13 protein-coding genes are annotated in these 14,279 nt (G+C 64.3%); 6 read left to right on the top strand and 7 right to left on the bottom strand.

The annotated features are described in order from the left end of the window. Positions 1-10: 10 nt before the first annotated feature. Positions 11-1,099: a cell division protein ZipA C-terminal FtsZ-binding domain-containing protein gene (locus Q1W26_RS15455; RefSeq protein ID WP_300442080.1), complete on the bottom strand. Its 1,089-nt coding sequence runs from the start codon at positions 1,097-1,099 to the stop codon at positions 11-13. 22 nt (positions 1,100-1,121) lie between these two features. Continuing rightward, entirely contained in the window at positions 1,122-4,649 is a 3,528-nt protein-coding gene (gene smc / locus Q1W26_RS15450) for a chromosome segregation protein SMC (RefSeq protein WP_300442077.1), read from the bottom strand. 182 nt (positions 4,650-4,831) lie between these two features. Between smc and dapC the strand changes: the two genes are divergently transcribed. The 6 genes from dapC (at position 4,832) to Q1W26_RS15420 (ending at position 10,827) form a co-directional block, all read left to right on the top strand. Further along, positions 4,832-6,046: a succinyldiaminopimelate transaminase gene (dapC, locus tag Q1W26_RS15445; protein ID WP_300442074.1), complete on the top strand. Its 1,215-nt coding sequence runs from the start codon at positions 4,832-4,834 to the stop codon at positions 6,044-6,046. Further along, entirely contained in the window at positions 6,043-6,894 is an 852-nt protein-coding gene (gene dapD, locus Q1W26_RS15440; RefSeq protein WP_300442071.1) for a 2,3,4,5-tetrahydropyridine-2,6-dicarboxylate N-succinyltransferase, read from the top strand. Before dapC ends, dapD begins: the two co-directional genes overlap by 4 nt. A gap of 51 nt (positions 6,895-6,945) precedes the next feature. Next, positions 6,946-8,133, top strand: a complete 1,188-nt coding sequence (locus Q1W26_RS15435) for a PilT/PilU family type 4a pilus ATPase (protein WP_300442192.1) — start codon at positions 6,946-6,948, stop codon at positions 8,131-8,133. 12 nt (positions 8,134-8,145) lie between these two features. Next, complete coding sequence (gene dapE / locus Q1W26_RS15430; RefSeq protein ID WP_300442068.1) at positions 8,146-9,300, top strand: succinyl-diaminopimelate desuccinylase; 1,155 nt, start codon at positions 8,146-8,148, stop codon at positions 9,298-9,300. Then, on the top strand, positions 9,297-10,238 hold the full coding sequence (prmB, locus tag Q1W26_RS15425; protein ID WP_300442065.1) for a 50S ribosomal protein L3 N(5)-glutamine methyltransferase: 942 nt from the start codon (positions 9,297-9,299) through the stop codon (positions 10,236-10,238). Before dapE ends, prmB begins: the two co-directional genes overlap by 4 nt. A 139-nt stretch (positions 10,239-10,377) precedes the next feature. Further along, positions 10,378-10,827 carry a response regulator gene (locus Q1W26_RS15420; RefSeq protein WP_300442062.1) on the top strand — a complete coding sequence of 150 codons (450 nt, stop codon included), beginning with the start codon at positions 10,378-10,380 and terminating at the stop codon, positions 10,825-10,827. 11 nt (positions 10,828-10,838) lie between these two features. On the opposite strand, the gene Q1W26_RS15415 is transcribed toward Q1W26_RS15420, so the two are convergent. The 5 genes from Q1W26_RS15415 to hscB are packed head-to-tail and all read right to left on the bottom strand — an operon-like array spanning position 10,839 to position 14,278. Next, positions 10,839-11,336, bottom strand: coding sequence for a glutathione peroxidase (locus tag Q1W26_RS15415; RefSeq protein ID WP_300442059.1), 498 nt, complete (start codon positions 11,334-11,336; stop codon positions 10,839-10,841). Continuing rightward, positions 11,336-11,530 (bottom strand): Fe-S cluster assembly protein IscX, encoded by a 195-nt coding sequence (iscX, locus tag Q1W26_RS15410; protein WP_300442056.1) that lies wholly within the window; start codon positions 11,528-11,530, stop codon positions 11,336-11,338. Before iscX ends, Q1W26_RS15415 begins: the two co-directional genes overlap by 1 nt. Then, entirely contained in the window at positions 11,530-11,871 is a 342-nt protein-coding gene (gene fdx, locus Q1W26_RS15405; protein ID WP_300442053.1) for an ISC system 2Fe-2S type ferredoxin, read from the bottom strand. The genes iscX and fdx overlap by 1 nt, the downstream gene beginning before the upstream one ends. An 8-nt stretch (positions 11,872-11,879) precedes the next feature. Next, entirely contained in the window at positions 11,880-13,748 is a 1,869-nt protein-coding gene (gene hscA / locus Q1W26_RS15400; protein ID WP_300442051.1) for a Fe-S protein assembly chaperone HscA, read from the bottom strand. Next, complete coding sequence (gene hscB / locus Q1W26_RS15395; protein ID WP_300442049.1) at positions 13,748-14,278, bottom strand: Fe-S protein assembly co-chaperone HscB; 531 nt, start codon at positions 14,276-14,278, stop codon at positions 13,748-13,750. The genes hscA and hscB overlap by 1 nt, the downstream gene beginning before the upstream one ends. Position 14,279 lies beyond the last annotated feature (1 nt).

The following is a 14,279-nucleotide window of genomic DNA, read 5'->3' as shown; positions in this document are numbered from 1 at the left end:
GAAGCCTCGCTCAGGAGAACAGGCGCAGCGCCAGCGAAGAGCCCGGGGCGATGCCCTGCTCCACCATCTGCCCCTGGTACTGGTCGATCTGGGCGCGGATCAGGCCTACCGCCTTGTCGCCGAAAGGCGAGCGGTTATCGTCCACGACGGCACCGTTGAGCCCGTCGGCGAGTTGCTGGGCAAAGCTCATCATGCGCTCGAAGACCCGCACGCCATCCGCCACCCGCGGCACGTCGAGCGTCAGGGTCACGCCCTGAGTGGTGAGGGTGCGCATGGCATCGGCCTCGAAAAGCACCGGCTCGAGGTTGGAGAGCACGAACTGGGTCACACCCAGCTCGTTGCGGGCATGGAAACAACCGTCGCCAAGCAATTCGAGCCCTGCCGCCTCGGCCAGGCCACGCAGCTTGGAGCCGGCAAAAGCGTGATCGCGGGCAACAACGTTCACACCGATCTGGATGTCCACGCCAGCGCACAGGCGATCCAGCTCGGCCGCCTGATCAAGTGCATCGCCCTTGGCCGGCAGCGACGGGATTGCCATGAAGTTGTCGCACAGGCGTTGCAGCCCCGCAGCGAGGCGGGTCATGTCCGCGTCGGTGGCCGGACCGCGGCGATCCACCAGCTGCAGCGCCACGCAAACCCAGTGGTAGCTGGCGGCACTATGGACGTCGATGGCATCCCAGCGGTTGTCGGAATCGGAAAACCCGAACCAGCGCAGCGGCTTGGCGATCCCGTCGAGCTGCTCTGTGGCAGCCTGACACAGCCGGCCGGCCACCACGGGCTTGATGGCCTCGATGCGCACGCCCCAGTCGGCACGCTCGTCCACCTCAAGCGGCAGCGCGGGCGAGACCCTGCGGGCACTGGCGTCCCGCACATCCTGCGCACTGGGCTGGGCTCGCACCGGCGCGTCGGCGCCGATGACCGGCTCCAGCCGGTCGGACGACGACCGTCCCGGCGAATCATTGCCGAGCGGCTCCACGCTGGCGAGCGCATCCATCTGCTTGCGGTGCTTGCGCTCCTGCCACTTGTTGAACGCAAAAATGCCGACGACGACAACGCCGCCCGCACCGATCAGACCCACCTGCAACTCACTGATTGCCATCGAATTCCCTTGTTTCCCTGAATCAGGCTGCGACCGTTTCGGCCAGGCGCAGCGCTTCCTCGATATCTACTTCAACCACCCGTGACACACCTTGCTCCTGCATCGTCACCCCCACCAGTTGCTGCGCGATCTCCATGGTGATCTTGCTGTGACTGATGAACACGAACTGGGTTTGGGACGACATGCGCTTGACCATCTGGCAGTAGCGCTCGGTGTTCGAATCATCGAGCGGCGCATCTACTTCATCCAGCATGCAAAACGGCGCCGGATTGAGCTGGAACATCGAAAACACCAGCGCAATGGCCGTCAAGGCCTTTTCACCGCCCGAAAGCAGCTGGATGGAACTGTTCTTCTTGCCCGGCGGTTGGGCCACGATCGAAATGCCGGCATCGAGGATTTCGTCGCCGGTCAACACCAGCCGCGCTTCACCACCGCCGAACAGCATGGGAAACAGGCTGCCGAAATGATGATTGACAGTATTGTACGTCTCCTGAAGCTGCTCTCGCGTTTCACGATCGATCCGGCGGATCGCATCTTCCAGGATTTCGATGGCGCCGAGCAGGTCTTCGGTCTGCACATCGAGGTAATTCTTGCGCTCGGCAGCCGCCTTCAACTCGTCCAGCGCGGCCAGGTTGACCGGCCCGAGTTCGGCAATCTCGCGGCCGAGCCGACCGACCTCCCGCTGTAGCGAGGTTTCCTTGAGGTCCGGCGCGAGCAGCGGCAGCAGTGCCGCTTCGTCGGCCCCGGCTTCTTCGAGGCGCGCGACATGCTGGGCTTCAGCCATCTCGGAAGCCTGCACGCGCAGGCGCAGGTCGGCGACACGTTCGCGCTGGGGTGCCGCGGCATGCTCGGTACGCTGACGATCTTCCTCCAGCCCGCGCAGGAGCCCATTGACGCTTTCCAGGCTGTTACGGCTTGCGGCCAGCGCGGTCTCCCGCGTTTCACGCTGGGCCAGCGCATCCTGCAGCGCGGCGGCCACCGACACTTCGTCGATTTCCAGCAGCGATTCACGCCGCTCGGTGAGTTCTTCGGCAATGCGCTCGAGCTGTTCGCCGGCCAGGGCGCGGTTGCGGGCAATGTCGTCGAGCTTGCTGGCGCATTCGCGCTCGGAATGGCGGGCTTCCTGGAGGTCGCGGGACAGCGCCTGATCCAGCGCGCGGGTTTCGCGCAGGCTGCTCTCCCGCTCACTGCGCACCGTTTCGGCGGCATCCAGCCGGCCACGCTGCAACTCGGCCAGTTCGCGGCTGCGCTCGAGTTCGGTTTCCGAACGCATCAGACGGTCGCGCTCGGTTTGCTCGGCATGGGTGATTTCGCCCAGATCCCGGTCGATCTGGCCACAGCGCTCTTCATAGCGCACCCGCGCCTGATTGAGCTTGAGCACCTCGACCTGCTCGGTATGAACCCGCGCCTGCAGCGCCTGGGCGTCGCGGCGCAGAGTGCCCAGCGTGTCCTGCAAGCGTGTGGCCAGCGCTTCCGCCTCGCCGACGCTTTCATGCGCAAGCGCCGCTTCGTCCTGGGCGGCATCGACTTCGGCGCCAAGATGATCGATCTCCCGCTGGCGCTCGATAACGCCATGGGTGCGCGAATCGGGCGCGTAGTGAACCAATGCGTGGCGGCTCAAGAGGCGCCCGTCGCGGGACACCAGCATGGCACCCGCCGGCAGTTCGGCACGCCGGTCGAGCCAGGCGCCAAGCTCGTCGGCCACGAAGACGCGCGCCAGCCAGCCCGCCAGCACGCCGGCCAGATCACTGTCGGCGCCCACCAGGGAAGCCAGCGGCTGCAGACCCTCCGGCGTCGGGCAGGTATCGTCGGCAACGGCGGGCGAATCGGCAAGCAAAAAGGCAAACGCGCCCGGCACCTTGTCGCTCAGCGCCGCGAGCGCGACACGACCGTCATCGGCCGGCAGCGCGGCGAGACGCTCGCGCAGCACGGCTTCCAGCGCCAGCTCCCAGCCCGCTTCCACGCGGAGGCGCTGCCACAGGGGCTTGAGCCCGTCCAGGCGATGGCGTTTGAGCCAGTCGCCAAGCTGCCCCTGAACCTGCACCTTGTTCTGCAACTGGACAAGCGCCTCGCGGCGGGCACGCAGCTCGGTGGCGTGGCGCTGAGCGTGGCGCTCTGCGTCCAGCGCCTGCTTGAGGGCCTGCTGGGCGCCGGGCAATTGGCCCTGGGCATCGGAAATATCGGCCTGACGCTGGGCCAGCGTGTCTTCGGCCTCGGAAAGCGCCGCCTCCCGTTCGGCCAGCGCGCGCAGATCCGGCGCCTGTATGGAGGCCTGCTCCTGCTGCAAGCGTGCGCGACGCTGCCCCAGCGTATCCAGCGTGCGTTCGCTGCTCACCCGGTTGGCGTCTTCGACGCGAATCTGCTGCTCGGCCTGGTTAAGCTCGCGACGTACCGCAGCGGCCGCCGCATCGGCGGTGCGCAGAGCCTCTTCGGCTTCGGGCAGGCGCTCGCTCACCTCGGCATGGCGCGCCGCGGACTGTTCGGCACGCAGCGCGGCATTTTCGAGCAGGCCTTGCCAGCGCTCGCCTTCGGCGACAAGGCTTTCCTGCTGGCTGCGCCACTGGGCGTCATCCCGTTCGAGCTGGGCGAGCCGGCTTTCGAGCACCCGACGGCTGTCGCGCAGACGAGCCAGCTCGCCTTCGAGGCGGGTCAGTTCGGAACTGACCATGAACAACGCAGCCTGGGCCTGCTGGACACCTTCGTTGGCCGCGAACTGGGCGTCGCGGGCCGTTTCGAGCTGGCCTTCGAGTTCCTGCAGGCGAGTCGAATCGGCTTCGATGCGACGCGTAGCGTCGGCCAGATCGTCAGACAGGCGGGTGCGCTCGGCGCGCGCTTCATTGCGCTTCAACAGCCACAACAGGTTCTGGCGCTCGGCGAGGCTGCTGCTCAGCTGGCGATATCTTTCGGCAACCGCGGCCTGCGCCTCGAGCTTGCCGAGCTGCTGGCCGAGTTCGTTGCGGATGTCGTCGAGGCGGGTCAGGTTGTCGCGGGCATCGGAAAGCCGGCCCTCGGTTTCCCTGCGCCGCTCCCGATACTTGGTCACGCCGGCGGCTTCTTCGAGAAAACCGCGCACTTCTTCAGGCTTGGCCTCGATGATGCGCGAGATCATGCCCTGCTCGATGATCGCGTAGGCCCGCGGCCCGAGGCCCGTGCCAAGGAAGAGATCAATCACGTCCTTGCGGCGAACCTGCAGGCCGTTGATGTAGTAAGTCGACTCGCCGCTGCGGTCGAGCACGCGCTTCACGGCCACTTCGGCGTAAGGCTTCCACTGCCCGGCTGCCTTGCCTTCGGCATTGTCGAAAACCAGCTCGACGCTGGCCCGCGACACCGGCTTGCGGGTCGTCGAGCCATTGAAGATGACGTCCATCATCGAACCGCCGCGCAGCGCCGATGCCCGCGATTCGCCCAGCACCCAGCGCACCGCGTCGATGATGTTCGACTTGCCACAGCCGTTCGGCCCCACAACGCCTACCAGATTGCCGGGCGTGAGCACGGTCGTCGGGTCGACGAAGGTCTTGAAACCAGCGAGCTTGAGTTTGGCGAGACGCACGAAAATCCGGAAAAACGCTAGAGGAATCAGAAGTGGGAAAAAAGATGCAGCCATAGCGATGCTGCACTGCCGCATTAACCGCGGACGTTATAATAGCACTGGTCGAAAATCAGGCCAGGGGGTTGTTTTGCCCCACTTCTCGAGCAGCCCGCCCCGGGCCGAATACAGGAAATCCCCCGAACGTGAACCCGCATCTCCAGAGCCTGCACCCCTACCCCTTCGAAAAGCTGCGCAAACTGTTCGAAGGCATCGTGCCGCCGGCCGGACTCGCTCCGATCCGCCTGTCAATCGGCGAGCCCCAGCACGCCACACCTGCGCTCATTCGCCAGGCGCTGGTGGACAACCTCGACGGCCTCGCCAGCTACCCGACGACCCAGGGCTCCGACGCGCTGCGTCAGTCCATCGCCAGTTGGCTCGAGCGCCGTTTCGGTCTGCCCAAGATCGACCCGGCCACCCAGGTACTGCCGGTCAATGGCTCCCGCGAAGCCCTTTTCGCCTTCGCCCAGTGCGTGATTGACGGCACCCGACCGGATGCGCTGGTGCTGTGCCCGAACCCGTTCTACCAGATCTACGAAGGCGCGGCCTATCTCGCCGGCGCCCAGCCCTACTTCATCAACAACCTGCCGGCCGACCGCTTCGCCTCGGATTTCAGCTCCGTGCCCGAGGCCACCTGGCAGCGCATCCAGCTTGTTTATGTGTGCTCGCCGGGCAACCCGACCGGCAAGCTGTTGTCGCTGCCCGAATGGCAGCAGCTTTTCGAGCTTTCCGACCGCTACGGCTTCATCATTGCCGCCGACGAGTGCTATTCCGAAATCTACTTCGACGACGAGCACCCGCCCATCGGCGGACTCGAAGCCGCCCATCGCCTCGGCCGCAGTGATTTCCGCAACATCGTGATGTTCTCCAGCCTCTCCAAGCGCTCCAACGTACCGGGCATGCGCTCCGGATTCGTTGCCGGTGACGCGGCCATCCTCAAGCGCTTCCTGCTCTATCGCACCTATCATGGCTGTGCCATGAGCCCGTCGGTGCAGGCCGCCTCGGCTGCCGCCTGGAACGACGAAGCCCACGTGATCGAGAACCGCCGCCTGTACCGCGAGAAATTCGATGTCATCACCCCGATGATTGCCGCCCATCTGCACGTCGAGCTGCCGGACGCCGGCTTCTACCTGTGGGCCGGCGTCGCGCACCTCGGCGTTTCCGACACCGAGTTCGCCCGCCGGCTGCAGGCTGAATATAATGTGACGGTTCTGCCCGGCAGCCTCCTCGCCCGCGAAGCCCACGGGGTCAATCCCGGCGCAGGTTTCGTGCGTATTGCACTGGTGGCCGACCTGGCAGAGTGCGTCGAGGCCGCAAGCCGCATCGCCACCTTCGCCCAACAACTTTCGAACAATTCATGAGCGCACTCATTCATATCATGCCCCACCACGAAAACCCCTTTACCGCCATCATCGAAGACCTCTGGGAGCGCCGCACCGAGCTTTCCGCCGCCACGGCGACGAGCGAGCAGTTGCGCGCCATCGAGCACGTCATCAACGAACTCGACCAGGGCAAACTGCGCGTCGCCGAGAAGATCAACGGCGAGTGGGTCACCCACCAGTGGATCAAGAAGGCCGTGCTGCTGTACTTCCGCACCCACGACAACAAGGTCATGTCCGGCGGCGACACCCGCTACTACGACAAAGTCCCGACCAAGTTCGACGACTACAACGAACACGACTTCCAGCACGGCGGCTTCCGCGTCGTGCCGAACGCCATCGTGCGCAAGGGCAGCTTCATCTCCAAGGGCGTCGTGCTGATGCCCTCCTACGTGAACATCGGCGCCTACGTGGGTGAAGGCTCCATGGTCGACACCTGGGCCACCGTCGGCTCCTGCGCCCAGATCGGCAAGAACGTTCACCTCTCCGGCGGTGTCGGCATCGGCGGCGTGCTCGAGCCCCTGCAGGCCAACCCGACCATCATCGGCGACAACTGCTTCGTCGGCGCCCGCTCCGAAGTGGTCGAAGGCGTCATCGTCGAAGACAACTGCGTCATCTCCATGGGCGTATACATCGGTCAAAGCACCAAGATCTACGACCGCGCCACCGGCGAAGTCACTTACGGCCGCATCCCGGCCGGCTCCGTCGTGGTGAGCGGCAACCTGCCCTCGGCCGATGGCAAGTACAGCCTGTACTGCGCCGTCATCGTCAAGAAGGTCGACGCCCAGACCCGCGCCAAGACCAGCATCAACGAGCTGCTGCGCGACTAACCGCGACACCGGGCCGCCTTCATGGCGGCCCAAGTTTCCCCGGGCTGCCCGATGATCATCGACAAGCTATTCGCCCTGATGGCCGAGAAAAAAGCCTCGGACATCTTCATTACTGTCGGCACCCCGATCCACATCAAGATCGATGGCAACACGGTGCCCATCAACCAGCAGGCCATGGACCCGGCGATGGTCCACCGCATGGCCTACGAAATGATGACGCCCGAGCAGACCGAGCGCTTCGAGACCAGCCGGGAGATGAACCTCTCCTTCGGCCGGCGCGATCTCGGCAACTTCCGGGTCAACATTTTCTGGCAACGCAGCAGCATTGCCATCGTCGTGCGCTACATCGCCGGCGACATTCCCCGCCTGGACACCCTCGGCCTGCCGCCGGTGCTCAACGAACTCATCATGGAAAAGCGGGGCCTGGTCCTCGTCGTCGGCGCCACCGGCTCCGGCAAATCGACGACCATCGCGTCGATGCTCGATCACCGCAACGAAAACCGCTCCGGTCACATCCTGACCATCGAAGATCCGATCGAATATCTGTTCAAGCACAAGATGTCGATCGTCAATCAGCGGGAGATCGGCCAGGACACCAACGACTGGCACAACGCGCTGAAGAACGCCATGCGCCAGGCGCCCGACTGCATCCTCATCGGCGAAATCCGCGACCGCGAAACCATGCAGGCCGCGCTGGCCTACGCCCAGACCGGCCACCTGTGCCTCGCCACGCTGCACGCCAACAACGCCTATCACGCCCTCAACCGGATCTTCAGCTTCTTCCCGCTCGACGGGCGGGGTCTGCTGTCCCTCGACCTGGCCGCAACGCTCAAGTGCATCGTTTCCCAGCGGCTGGTCAAGCGGCCGGACGGCGGGCGTGTCCCGGCCGTGGAAATCCTGCTCAACACCCGGCAAGTTGCCGAGCTGATCGAGCGCAGTGAAATCTCGGGTATCCGCGAAGCGATGGAGCAAAGCCTGACCCAGGGCTCGCGCACCTTCGAGCAGGATCTCTTCCGCCTCTACAAGGACAAGGTGATCACCCTCGAAGAGGCGCTCGGCAACTCCGACTCGCCGACCAACCTGTCCTGGCTCATCAACAACGCCCAGTTCAGCACCGGCAGCGGCGGCGGCGAAAAATCCGGCCGCACGCCCTCGTCCTCCATCGACTTCGAAAGCACCCAGCCGGACGGCTCTTCCTTCCGCGAATTCACCCTCGAACTGAACGACGAAGACGACTGAAAACCACACCGCATGAACGCATCCCGAAGCCCCACGCTGGAACTCACCCGCAACCTGATCGCCCGCTCCTCGGTCACCCCCGAAGATGCCGGCTGCCTCGAACTCATCGCCGCGCGCCTTGCACCGCTGGGCTTCGTCTGCGAACGCATCGACGGCGGCGGCGTCAGCAACCTGTGGGCCCGCCGCGGCACCAGCCGCCCGCTGGTCGTCTTTGCCGGCCACACCGACGTCGTCCCCACCGGCCCGCTCGCCGACTGGAACTCCGACCCCTTCGTGCCCACCGAACGCGACGGCTTCCTGTTCGGTCGCGGCGCCGCCGACATGAAGGCCTCGCTGGCGGCCTTCGTCACGTCCATCGAAGCCTTCGTCAGCGCCAATCCGGCGCACCCCGGCTCCATTGCGCTGCTCCTCACCTCCGACGAGGAAGGCGACGCCACCCACGGCACCACCCTGGTCGTCGAAACCCTGCGCGCCCGTGGCGAAACCCTCGACTACTGCATCGTCGGCGAACCCACCTCGAGCACCACCCTCGGCGACACCATCAAGAACGGCCGCCGCGGCAGCCTCTCCGGCAAGCTCACGGTGAAAGGCATCCAGGGCCACATCGCCTACCCGCAGCTGGCCAAAAACCCGATCCACCTCGCCGCCCCGGCCCTGGCCGAACTGGCTGCCGAAACCTGGGACGAAGGCAACGAATACTTCCCGCCCACCTCCTGGCAGATGTCCAACATCAAGGCCGGCACCGGCGCCACCAACGTGATTCCCGGCACCCTGGACGTCATGTTCAACTTCCGTTTCGCCACGGTTCACACCGCCGACGAACTCAAGCGCCGCGTGCATGAAATCCTCGATCGCCACGGATTCGACTACGACCTCGCCTGGACCCTCGGCGGCCGGCCCTTCCTGACCCCCCGCGGCAACCTGGTCGCGGCGATGGAATCGGCCATCCAGGGCACCCTGGCCATCACGCCCGAACTCTCCACGACCGGCGGCACCTCGGACGGCCGCTTCATCGCCGACATCTGCCCGCAGGTGGTCGAATTCGGCCCGGTAAACGCCACGATCCACAAGCTCAACGAGTGTATCGCCCTCGACGCCATCGAACCGCTCTCGGCGATCTATCGGCGCACCCTCGAAAACCTCCTGACCGCATCGGACAAGGCATGACCCACGAAGACCACCTCGAAGACGAACACGAACACGATCACGAACACGAGCACGGCCCGCTGGCCGAACTCGTCACCGTTCGCGACTGGCTGCGCTACGCCGTGACCCGCTTCAACCGCGCCGGCTGCTTCTTCGGCCACGGCCTCACCGACGCCTACGACGAAGCCGTCTACCTGATCCTGCACACCCTGTCCCTGCCCCTCGACAGGCTCGAACCCTTCCTCGACGCCTGCATCCCCGGTGACGAGCGCGAGGAGATTCTGGAAGTCATCGAAAAGCGCGCCACCGAACGCCTGCCCGCCGCCTACATCACCGGCGAAGCCTGGCTCGGCGACTTCCGCTTCAAGGTAGACCCGCGGGTCATCATCCCCCGCTCCTACTTTGCCGAGCTGCTCGAGGACGGCTTCAGCCCGTGGATCCAGGATCCAGAAGAAGTCACCGCAGCGATGGACATGTGCACCGGATCGGGCTGCCTCGCGATCCTGATGGCCCACGCCTTCCCCAATGCAGAGATCGTCGCCGTCGATATCTCCCAGGACGCACTCGACGTGGCGGCCGAAAACATCGCCGCCTATGGCCTCGAAGACCGCATCAAGCTCGTGCTGTCCGACGGCTTCGCCGCAGTTCCCGAACAAGGCTTCGACTTCATCCTAAGCAACCCGCCCTACGTCACCCGCGAATCCATGGAATCGCTGCCGGCCGAATACCTCCACGAACCCGGCCTTGCGCTCGGCTCCGGTGAAGACGGACTCGATCTGGTGCGCAAGCTGCTGGCCGATGCACCACGCTTCCTGAAGCCCGACGGCGTGCTCGCCATCGAAGTCGGCCACAACCGGGACATCGTCGAAGGAGCGTTCCCGACCCTTGCACCGACATGGGTTTCGGCCCCCGGTGGCGAGGACAAGATATTTGTCCTGCAAGCGGGTCAATTGTTGTAAAACCCGACAGCCTGTGAGAAATCGGTCAACCTATTCGATCGCCTGCCGTACTTATGATCTTGCCTGAGCCCAAAACCACCAGATTTGAGCTCAAAACAAAAAATCAGGCAAAAACATAAAAAAGGGTCAAGGAACACTTATGGCGACCGATCGTCCCATCCTCCTCGTAGAGGACAACCCTGACGATGAGGCTCTCACGCTCCGGGCTTTCAGCAAAAACAAGATTGCCAATCAGGTCGTCGTGGCCCGGGACGGCGTGGAGGCGCTGGACTACCTTTTCTGTACAGGGCAGTTCTCGTCCCGTGACAGCCTGATCATGCCGGCTTTTGTCCTGCTCGACCTGAAGCTCCCGCGCATCGACGGGCTCGAAGTCCTCCGCCGCATCCGCGCCGACGAGCGGACTGCGCTCCTGCCGGTGGTGGTGCTCACAACCTCCAAGGAACACCAGGATATCTTCGAAGCCTACCGCCTCGGAGCCAACAGCTACATCCGCAAACCGGTGGATTTCGAACGTTTCCTGCAGGCTGTGGGCCAGCTCGGGCTGTACTGGCTGTCGCTGAACGAACCGTCCGATCCGACGGCCCGCTGAAAGGCAAAGCGCTAAAGCAAGGCCTCGATGTCATCCGCCAGAGCGGCGGGCGATGTCGTCGGCGCGTAGCGCCTGACCGGGACACCCGCCTTGTCAATAAGGAACTTCGTGAAGTTCCATTTGACCGGCTGCGTCCCCAGCACACCGGGACACGCCGATGTCAGGTAGCGAAACAAGGGATGGGCGCCCGGCCCATTGACCTCGATTTTCTCGGTGAGCAGAAAATCGACGCCGTAATTCAACTCGCAGAAACGGGCGATGCCCGCCTCGCCTTCGGGCTCCTGCGCGCCAAACTGGTTGCACGGAAACCCTATCACCACCAGCCCACGCGGGCCGAAGGTTTCATGCAGTTTCTGCAGCCCCGCGTACTGGGGCGTAAAGCCGCAACGGCTGGCAGTATTCACCGCCAGCACGACCTTCCCGGCAAAATCGCCAAACCGGATCGGCTCGCCCTTGATGCCCCGGACTTCGAAACCCAGAATATCTGCGGGCGAGGCCTCAACGCTCATTACTCGATTTCCTCGATCCAGGCCTGCTGAATGCCCTCGAGAATGCGCTCGCCGCAATGCTTCGGATCGTCGTTGAAATCCGGCAGCGCCATCACCCAGCGCATCAGGTCGACAAAATTCACCTTGGTCGGGTCCACATCCGGATGGGCATCCGACAGCTGGATCGCGATTTCCTGAACTTCAGTCCATTTCATCAGTGCTTGCCCTCCCGGGCCATGTTGATGGAGTACTTGGGAATCTCGACGGTCAGCGGCGTGGCGCCAACCACGGCCTGACACGAAAGGCGCGACTGGGGCTCCAGGCCCCAGGCCTTGTCGAGAAGGTCTTCCTCGAGCTCCTCGGCCTCTTCGAGACTGTTGAAGCCTTCGCGCACGATCACGTGACAGGTTGTGCAGGCACAGGATTTTTCACAGGCGTGTTCGATTTCAATGCCGTTGGCCAGCAGGCTGTCGCAGATCGTCTGGCCGGGTTCGGCTTCGATCACGGCACCTTCGGGACACAGCTCAACGTGGGGCAGCACAATCAGTGTAGTCATTGCTCGGTTCAGATCCGGATTTCGTCAATCTTGTGGCCGGTCAGGGCCTGGCGGATGCTCTTGTCCATGCGGCGGGACGCGAATTCGTTGGATGCCCGGTTGAAGGCTTCCAGCTGAATCTTGATGGCCCGCGAATCCTGGCCTTGGGCGGCGCTACGCAGTGCGGCGATAGCTGCGTCGAGGGCCGCCCGCTCGGCGTCGTCGAGCAGGCTGGCATCGACGGCCAGCGCTTGCTCCGTGGCCTCGATGACCCGCTCGGCCTCGACCTGCTGCTCCTTGAGAGCACGCCGCTCCATGTCCTGCTGGGCGTGCTCGAAGCCTGCCTTCAGCATGTCGGCGATCTCGTCGTCGGCAAGGCCGTAAGAGGGCTTGACCTCTACCCGCGCCTCGACACCGGTCGAGACTTCCCGCGCCGACACCGACAGCAGGCCGTCGGCGTCCACCTGGAAGGTGACGCGGATGCGGGCCGCACCGGCAACCATCGGCGGAATGCCGCGCAACTCGAAGCGGGCCAGCGAACGGCAATCTGCCACCAGTTCGCGCTCGCCCTGCACCACATGGAAGGACATGGCCGTCTGGCCGTCCTTGAAGGTGGTGAACTCCTGGGCCCGCGCAGTGGGAATGGTCGAATTGCGGGGAATGATCTTCTCGACCAGCCCGCCCATCGTCTCGATGCCGAGAGACAGGGGAATCACGTCGAGCAACAGCCACTCTTCTTCGGCGGCCCTGTTGCCGGCCAGCACATTGGCCTGCATGGCCGCACCGATGGCCACAACGGTATCCGGGTCGAGGTTGGTAAGCGGTGTCTGGCCGAAGAATTCGCCAACAGCCTGCTGCACGTGCGGCATGCGCGTCGCGCCGCCCACCATCACCACGCCCTTCACGTCGGACGCCTCGAGACCTGCGTCACGCAGCGCCTTCTTGAGGGGCCGGAGGGTCTTTTCGACCAGCGGCCGGGTGATGTCCACAAAAACCTGGCGTTCGATGACGAGATCGATCTCGTCACCGCTATCGAGGGTCATGCGGACGGGCGCCGATTCGTCGAGGCTCAGACGCTCCTTCACCTCCCGCGCCTTCATCAGCATGCGGCGGGAATCCCGGTCGGACGGCAGCGAGATGCCCGCGTTGTCGAGAATCCAGCAGAACACCCGGTGGTCGAAATCGTCGCCGCCAAGAGCCGCATCGCCGCTGGTTGCGACTACCTCGAAAACCCCGCGCGAGAGGCGCAGGATCGAAATGTCGAAGGTTCCGCCGCCCAGGTCATAGACCGCGTAGACGCCTTCCGAAGCGTTCTCGAGACCGTAGGCGATAGCCGCCGCAGTCGGTTCGTTGAGCAGGCGCAGCACATTGAGGCCCGCCAGCCGGGCGGCATCCTTGGTGGCCTGGCGCTGGGCATCGTCGAAATAGGCCGGCACGGTGATCACCGCACCGGTGAGTTCATCGCCCAGGCTGCGCTCGGCGCGCAGGCGTAATTCCTTGAGGATCTCGGCAGAAACCTCGACCGGGCTCTTGACGCCCTGCACGGTACGCAAACGCACCATGCCTTCCGTATCGACAAAGTCGTAGGGCATGGTTTCAACGTGGGACACGTCCTTCAGGCCGCGCCCCATGAAGCGCTTGACCGAAATGATCGTATTGCGCGGATCGACCGCCTGCGTCGCCTGGGCCTTGCGGCCGACGACGATCTGGCCGTCCGGGAGGTAATGCACGATGGACGGCAGCAGCGCCTTGCCGTCTTCGTCCTGCAGACACAGGCTTACGCCATTGCGCACCGTCGCCACCAGCGAGTTGGTGGTACCAAGGTCGATCCCCACCGCCAGCCGATGCTGGTGAGGGGCGGTGGACATGCCGGGTTCGGAAATTTGCAGCAGAGCCATCAGGATTCCAGCGCCGTCAAGGCGTCATTGATTTCGTGTTGCAGCTTTTCGAGAAACTTCATGCGCCGGACGGTATCCGCGGCGCCTTCAAGATCGCCTGCCACATCAAGTTGCCGGCCCAGTTCATCGACCAGCGTCTTGCTGCTGTGCCGGATGCGCCGTGCCAGATCCTCGAGCGCGTCTTCGTCCGCCGCGTCCTGCGCCTCGCCGAGGGCTTCGCGCCACTCCATCTGCTCCATCAGGAACTCGGCGGACATGGCGGTGTTGGTGTCGAAGGCGGGATCGACGCCGCGCATCTCGAGCAGGTAATGCCCCCGCGAGAGCGGACTCTTCAGCGTGCGGAAGGCTTCGTTCGCATGGGTCGCCCACTGCATCGACAAACGCTTTTCAACGTCAGGAAGATGGGCGAAGCGATCGGGATGAACCTTGCCCTGGATATCCAGGTAGGCCTGCTCCAGCCGCTCCATGTCGATTGCGAAGACCGGCTCAAGACCAAACAGAGTGAAGAAGTCCTGCTTGAGATCGAGCATC

The sequence above is a fragment of the Zoogloea sp. genome, from assembly GCF_030157465.1.
Taxonomy (GTDB): domain Bacteria; phylum Pseudomonadota; class Gammaproteobacteria; order Burkholderiales; family Rhodocyclaceae; genus Zoogloea.
The sequence above is the reverse complement of the archived record's forward strand: the minus strand, read 5'-3'. Positions and strand labels throughout refer to the sequence as shown.

What these genes read in the sequence shown, in the direction of transcription:
- Q1W26_RS15455 (WP_300442080.1), bottom strand. Translation starts at nt 1,099, where the DNA reads ATGGCAATCAGTGAGTTGCAGGTGGGTCTGATCGGTGCGGGCGGCGTT.
- dapD (WP_300442071.1), top strand. Translation starts at nt 6,043, where the DNA reads ATGAGCGCACTCATTCATATCATGCCCCACCACGAAAACCCCTTTACC.
- Q1W26_RS15435 (WP_300442192.1), top strand. Translation starts at nt 6,946, where the DNA reads ATGATCATCGACAAGCTATTCGCCCTGATGGCCGAGAAAAAAGCCTCG.
- dapE (WP_300442068.1), top strand. Translation starts at nt 8,146, where the DNA reads ATGAACGCATCCCGAAGCCCCACGCTGGAACTCACCCGCAACCTGATC.
- prmB (WP_300442065.1), top strand. Translation starts at nt 9,297, where the DNA reads ATGACCCACGAAGACCACCTCGAAGACGAACACGAACACGATCACGAA.
- Q1W26_RS15420 (WP_300442062.1), top strand. Translation starts at nt 10,378, where the DNA reads ATGGCGACCGATCGTCCCATCCTCCTCGTAGAGGACAACCCTGACGAT.
- Q1W26_RS15415 (WP_300442059.1), bottom strand. Translation starts at nt 11,336, where the DNA reads ATGAGCGTTGAGGCCTCGCCCGCAGATATTCTGGGTTTCGAAGTCCGG.
- iscX (WP_300442056.1), bottom strand. Translation starts at nt 11,530, where the DNA reads ATGAAATGGACTGAAGTTCAGGAAATCGCGATCCAGCTGTCGGATGCC.
- fdx (WP_300442053.1), bottom strand. Translation starts at nt 11,871, where the DNA reads ATGACTACACTGATTGTGCTGCCCCACGTTGAGCTGTGTCCCGAAGGT.
- hscA (WP_300442051.1), bottom strand. Translation starts at nt 13,748, where the DNA reads ATGGCTCTGCTGCAAATTTCCGAACCCGGCATGTCCACCGCCCCTCAC.
- hscB (WP_300442049.1), bottom strand. Translation starts at nt 14,278, where the DNA reads ATGCTCGATCTCAAGCAGGACTTCTTCACTCTGTTTGGTCTTGAGCCG.